The 5884-nt window shown below is 65.2% G+C and carries 5 protein-coding genes; 4 read left to right on the top strand and 1 reads right to left on the bottom strand.

Translation table 11 applies throughout. From position 1 onward, the window contains the following. Positions 1–255 precede the first annotated feature (255 nt). From ACTIAO_RS16850 to ACTIAO_RS16835, 4 genes are read left to right on the top strand one after another with little or no spacing between them, the layout of a single operon-like run. Entirely contained in the window at positions 256–984 is a 729-nt protein-coding gene (locus tag ACTIAO_RS16850; RefSeq protein ID WP_441840487.1) for a TnsA-like heteromeric transposase endonuclease subunit, read from the top strand. A gap of 3 nt (positions 985–987) precedes the next feature. Then, positions 988–2970, top strand: a complete 1983-nt coding sequence (locus ACTIAO_RS16845) for a Mu transposase C-terminal domain-containing protein (protein WP_441907258.1) — start codon at positions 988–990, stop codon at positions 2968–2970. Then, positions 2967–3956, top strand: a complete 990-nt coding sequence (locus tag ACTIAO_RS16840) for a TniB family NTP-binding protein (RefSeq protein WP_441840490.1) — start codon at positions 2967–2969, stop codon at positions 3954–3956. The genes ACTIAO_RS16845 and ACTIAO_RS16840 overlap by 4 nt, the downstream gene beginning before the upstream one ends. Then, positions 3953–4915 carry a hypothetical protein gene (locus tag ACTIAO_RS16835; protein ID WP_441907257.1) on the top strand — a complete coding sequence of 321 codons (963 nt, stop codon included), beginning with the start codon at positions 3953–3955 and terminating at the stop codon, positions 4913–4915. Before ACTIAO_RS16840 ends, ACTIAO_RS16835 begins: the two co-directional genes overlap by 4 nt. Here the strand turns inward: ACTIAO_RS16835 and ACTIAO_RS16830 are convergent. Then, positions 4912–5884 (bottom strand): IS256 family transposase (locus ACTIAO_RS16830; protein ID WP_441907256.1); only part of this gene is annotated, 973 nt, incomplete at its 5' end. The two genes, ACTIAO_RS16835 and ACTIAO_RS16830, sit on opposite strands and share 4 nt — an antisense overlap.

The raw sequence follows: 5884 nt of genomic DNA, 5'->3' as shown, positions 1-5884 counted from the left end.
GTCGCTCTACCCTGACGGCGACAAGGTCGCAGCCGAGCTGATTCCCGAGGGGATCTGTCCGATGACAGTGATTCTGTCGTCCGTGCCATTGATCTTGTATATGTGCGGTTGATCCTGTCGTCCGTGCCATTGATTCTGTGGGCGGGTCTCGCGACACGCGGCAGCTACCGTTCGGGCTGGCGTGCTACGAGTCGTACTCTGGCGCCGTCGGGTTCGGATCCTCAACTGAACATTCTGTGAGTGAGGGGAGCGAGCGTGAGCGGATCTCAGCAGGCGGTGCGGGCGGTGTCGATACGTGCGGAGGTCGAGTGGGTCATCGGCGGGAAGCATGACCGCCGCGATGTGCTGGATGCGGTGGACGTTCCGTTCGAGTCGGTGGACGTCGTGCGAACGCCGTCGTCGTGGAAGCACAAGCGCAACTATGAGGGCTACTACTGGGCGGCGACCACGAGCTCGCACGTCTGGTTCGAGTCGTTGTATGAGCGTGCGGCTCTGATGCGGCTCGATCGTGATCGCCGAGTGGTCGGCCTGGCTGCTCAGCCGATGTGGATCCACTGGTCGGGAGGTCCCGGAAAGCACGCACCCGACTTCTTCGTCCGCTACCGCGGTGGCGGAGCTGCGATCGTCGACGTCAAGCCCGCTCGGCAGATCGATGAAGACGACGCTGAGGTGTTCGCTCGCACAGCCGAGTTGAGTGAGCAGCTCGGGTGGGACTACGTCGTCGTCAGCGACATCTCCATAAGCGAGCACCGGAACCTTCGCTTTCTCTCGGGATATCGCTTCGACCGCTGGATCTCAGCGCCGGCGAACACCCGCTTGCGGGACCGCACCGGGGAATGTCGGACGCTAAGGGGGTGGGCCGCCCTGCTTGACGGCGTATGCGCGGAACCGTTGGGCGCGATCTACTCGGCGCTGTGGTGGGGACTGCTCGAGGTGGACGAGGATTCTCCGCTCTCGTTGAGCGCGATGGCGGAGGCGGTATAGGTCATGCGCGCCGGGATCGGAACACAGCTGATGTGGGACGATCACGAGTTCGTCGTCATCGCTGTCGACTACCGCCATGCGCTCCTACGCTCTCTTACGGAGGAGTTCGTCCGCGAGGTTGTCATCGAAGAACTGCTTCGCATGCCGGATATCGTTTGGCGTGACGTGCGGCCGCCGTCCACCGAGCCGACGGACTTGCAGCTGATCGCTGGGTTGCCCGAGACCGAGCGGCAGGCCGTGGAACTGTGGGTTGAGCAGCTCGAAGTCGTGAAGCGCGCTGTCGATGCGGGCAGTGACTTGACCCCATTGCTGGCGGACGTGCGTGCGGCGTTGCGGCCACATATCGAGGCGTCGACGGAGACGATTCGCCGCAAGTTCCAGCGGTATCTCGCCGAAGGCGTCGTGGGGCTGATGGACAAACGCCGATTCAACGGACGGAAGCCGGTGATCGATGCGCGCATCGCGGGTGCGCTGAGCGATCTCGGCGCGGCGGGGGTGAAGCGGTCCTCGGGGACACGGACCCGCACGGTCGACAATGTGAAATGGATGATCGAGGAAGACTTCGGGGAGGGTGTCGAGTTACCCAGCGACCGGACCTTGTATCGGTTGATCGCGACGCACCCGACGGCCCGAAAACTGAACGCGTCGGCGCGAGGAAGAGAGACCGCGGCGAACAAGCCCGGCAGGGCATTTGGTCTTCACGGTTCCCTCCGACCGGGCGAGCACGTTCAGATCGACTCCACGATCATCGATGTGCCGTCCCGGCTGCTGGACGGGCGCCTGAACCGCGCGGAGCTCACGATCATTCATGATGTGGCGACTCGGTCGATCCTCGCAGCGATGGTCCGCGCGATCGCGACCAACAGCGCCGACCTTGCGGGGGTCTTGGCTCGCGCGCTGACGCCGTACGACATGCGTCCTCCGGGGGCGCGCGAGCATCGGGAGCGGATGGCGGCGACGTGGGCGGGGCAGTTCATGATCACGCAGGAGCGTCTCGATGAGCACCGCCTCGCACAGCCCTACATCTTCCCCGAGACGATCACGACTGACAACGGAAAGATCTTCCGCTCCCGGGCGTTCCGCGAAGGCTGCGCGAGGTTGGGCATCTCATTGATCTTCGCCGCGAAGGAGACTCCGACAGACAAGCCGCACGTGGAGCGTACGTTCGAGTCGATGGTGACTCGTTTCGTGCAGTACCTCGAGGGGTTCACCGGTGGCAGCGTGGATCGCCGCGGGCGTGAGGAGCCGACGGGCGATGTGCTCGCACTGGCTCAACTGCAGGAGTTGCTCGAGGACTGGGTTGCGATCGAGTGGCAGAACCGCACGCACGATGGGCTCGCCGACCCGCTCCTGCCCGGTCGACACTTGACTCCGAACGAGATGTTCCGCGCCTACCGGCGGGTCGCCCCCGAGATCCATGTGCCCTTCGGCGCCGACGACTTCATCGGTCTTCTCCCCGCCAAGACGTGCACGCTGCAGGACTATGGCGTCAACTTCAAACGCCGCGTCTACCGGTCCAAGCGGCTCCCCGAGCTGAGGGCTGCCGGCGCACACGGTGAAGGGGCGACCCGCCCGTGCCGCATCCGGTACGACCCCCACAATCCGCTCTACATCTGGATCGAACACGAGGGTGAGTTCGTGCCGTTCCGCGCCGCCGCTGATCTGCTCGACGAACCGATGGGCGGCGATATCTGGCGGGAGTCCCGCGCCGTCGATGTCGATGCCGATCGTGCGGTCCGGGAGGATGCCTCGCAGTTGGCGGATCGGATGAAGCGCGCCCAGTGGGTGCGGCCGGGGAAGAAACACAACCGCAAGGTCCGGGCTGCAGAGGTCGATCGTGACCCGATGCACTACACGAGCAACGCGCAGACGACAGCCCGCGAAGAACCCGTGAACGAGGCGATCGGTGACGAGGTCATTTGGGAACACGGCGGCGGCTTCTCGCTGCTCACCGATGACGACGGAGTGTGGGAGCGGCTGACATGACGCAGGCCATCAGTACGCGGGAGGGTTGGTCAGCGTTCGTCAGCGAGACGTTGGACAAGCCGCTCCCGACCACCCGCGCCGAGCTGGATGCGATGTCGCCGGCCGACCGTGCGATGAATCGCGAAGCGCGTAAGCAGTTCATGATCCGCGGCCCGGTGGTGAACACAGCTCAGTTCGCGGCGATCGAGACGGAGATCCTGAGACGGCTGATGCTCAACCAATACAAGTCCCACGGCAAGCTCGGCGTGATCGTGTCGGGGGAGCCAAACATCGGCAAGACCACCACCGTCTCGCACATTGCTCGACGGTTCGAGCGTCGCCGACGCGACATCGGACGGGCCAGCGGTGGCAACTCGATCCCAGTGATCTACGTGTCGGTGCCGCCCTCGTGCACCCCGAAACTGATGCTCGGAGAGTTCGCCCACTTCCTCGGTCTCCCGGTGCGCGCGCACTACAACACGGGAGAGCTGATGAACACCGTCGCCAGCGTGATCGCAGCCTGCGGAACCGAGCTGATCATCGTCGATGAGATCCACAACATCAACCAGAAGTACAAGCAGATGGGCGAGGCCTCCGACACGCTCAAGCAGCTGTCCGAGAAGTGCCCCGGCACGTTCGTCTACGCCGGAGTCGACGTTGAAGCCAGTGGGCTGCTCGACGGTACCCGTGGAAGGCAGATCAGCAGCCGATTCGACATCTTGAACCTGCACAAGTTCGAGAACACCGGGAGGGGCAAAGCGGGATGGGCAGATCTGCTCGTCGCGGTCGAGAACTCCCTCGGACTCATCGACCAGCATCCCGAGGGGATTCTGCGCCACGCGAGTCACCTCCACGCCGCGGCCGGTGGTGTGATCGGAGACCTGACGGGGATGGTGCACATGCTCGCGATGGAGGCCATCGACAACGGCACCGAACGCCTCGACTTGGACACCGTCTTCGGCACCGTCCCGGTTGGCGCCCCCGACCAGGTGCCCGCGGCGACATGAAGAGGCAGACGCCAGCGGCGAACGTGCGCCCGCTGCCGCGGACCGTGCAGCCCCTCCCCGCCGAGACCATCAGCGGATTCCTCGGCAGGCTCGCCACCGCGAACGCTCTCACTCCCCGCGATCTTCGGCTGCACGTCACGGACCTCGCTGGAATGTCGCCCTCGCATCCCAACCTCGAGCGCGCTGCGGAGTGGGCGGAGCGGCTCGGCGGTCTCAAACCCGGGCACTTCGCGGACGATGCACGCAGGAACGCGATGTATGTCCGTTGCCAGCACTACGCCTGGCAATCCGCGCTCTGCAGACGTTGCGGGTACAGCCAAAGGGCGCGAACTGCATGTCGTCGATGCGCGAGAGGTGAGCAGACGTCGGTGCGCAGCAGGGGAGGCGGAGTCTGCAACCGCCACCAGCGCTGGCATATTGACGGGGCCGACATCGACCTCACCCCGTTCCAGGAATACGCCCACGCTGAGCGTTGCCTGTCTGGCACCCTATGGAAGCGCGGCATCGGACTCACTACCGGCGAGCTCCAACTGGCCGCTTCTCTCATTCGGTATTGGTCGATCGACGAGCGCCCCGAAGGGAGAATCGCCGATCGAATGGCAACGATCGGGATCGACTCGCTCGATGCGGACAGCGTCTTCCTCGTGGCCTACCCCGAGATCGTCCGTTTGACGGCGATCCTCACTGACCTGTCCTTCGCGAGCTATCTGCTGAGCCCTCGATTCAGCCTTGCGGAGCAGGTCTGGGCTCTTGAAGCCGCGGTGGTCACGGTCATGCACGGCTGCACGACCCCACATCTCCATCAGGTTGCTGAGCGGATCGTGGCACGCGGGAAGATGGCCGTTGAGACCGCGTTCAGCATGCGCCAGAACGCGAACAATAAGCGCCCAGCCACGCTCGAGAAGGGTCAAGCCCCAGGACGTGGTGTAGCCGTTGGTGATCCTTCGGGTGTTGGTTAGGCGGTGAGCTCGAGCACGGGATCGCTCACCTCCTCGGTTCCGGTGTCGGGGATGAGGGTGAGACGGGACTTGGCGAGGATATCGAGGCCGAGGTAGCGGCGACCCTCGGCCCACTCGTCAGTCTGCTCGGCGAGGACCGCGCCGACGAGGCGGATGATCGCGTCCCTGTTCGGGAAGATGCCGACGCTGTCGGTGCGGCGGCGGATCTCGCGGTTGAGTCTCTCGTTGGGGTTGTTGGACCAGATCTGCTGCCAGAGGCCCTCGGGGAACCCTGTGAAGGCGAGGATGTCCGCTCTCGCCGTGTCGAGGTGCTCGTGCGCGTCGGGGAGCTTGCCGTCAACGTAGTCCAGGAGCCGGTCGAACTGGGCGTTCACCGCGGCAGCGTCGGGCTGGTCGTAGACGGAGTGCAGCATCGCTTTGACCGCCGGCCACATGGCCTTCGGCGTCACGGACATCAGGTTCGCCGCGTAGTGGGTGCGGCATCGCTGCCAGACCGCGCCAGGCAGGTTCGCCGCGATCGCTTCGACGAGGCCGTGATGAGCGTCGGAGGTGACCAGACGAACTCCGGAGAGCCCGCGGGCGACGAGGTCGGCGAAGAACGAGCTCCAGGCCGCTCCCGTCTCGCTGGTCGCGACCCGCAGGCCGAGGACTTCACGGCGGCCGTCGGCGTTGACGCCGGTCGCGACGAGCACCACGGCGTTGATCACGCGCCCGCCTTCACGGACCTTCATCGTCAGCGCGTCCGCGGCAACGAACGTGAACGGGCCCGCGTCGCCCAAGGGCCGGTGGCGGAACTGCTCGACGTGCTCGTCGAGCTCGGCGGCCATCCGCGAGACCTGCGATTTCGAGAGGGAATGGATCCCGAGGGTCTTCACGAGTTTGTCCATCCGCCTCGTCGAGACTCCGGCGAGGTAGCAGTCGGCGACGACGGTGATCAGCGCGGTCTCGGCGCGTTTGCGGCGCTCGAGC

Origin of the sequence: Microbacterium sp. (assembly GCF_052099035.1) — a bacterium.
In the GTDB taxonomy this organism is placed as follows: Bacteria; Actinomycetota; Actinomycetes; order Actinomycetales; family Microbacteriaceae; genus Microbacterium.
Note: the sequence above shows the minus strand (reverse complement) of the source record. Positions and strands in the feature narration are given on the sequence as shown.

Excerpts from the sequence above, each read along its gene's own strand:
- ACTIAO_RS16845 (WP_441907258.1), top strand. The coding sequence starts at position 988 with ATGCGCGCCGGGATCGGAACACAGCTGATGTGGGACGATCACGAGTTC.
- ACTIAO_RS16840 (WP_441840490.1), top strand. The coding sequence starts at position 2,967 with ATGACGCAGGCCATCAGTACGCGGGAGGGTTGGTCAGCGTTCGTCAGC.
- ACTIAO_RS16835 (WP_441907257.1), top strand. The coding sequence starts at position 3,953 with ATGAAGAGGCAGACGCCAGCGGCGAACGTGCGCCCGCTGCCGCGGACC.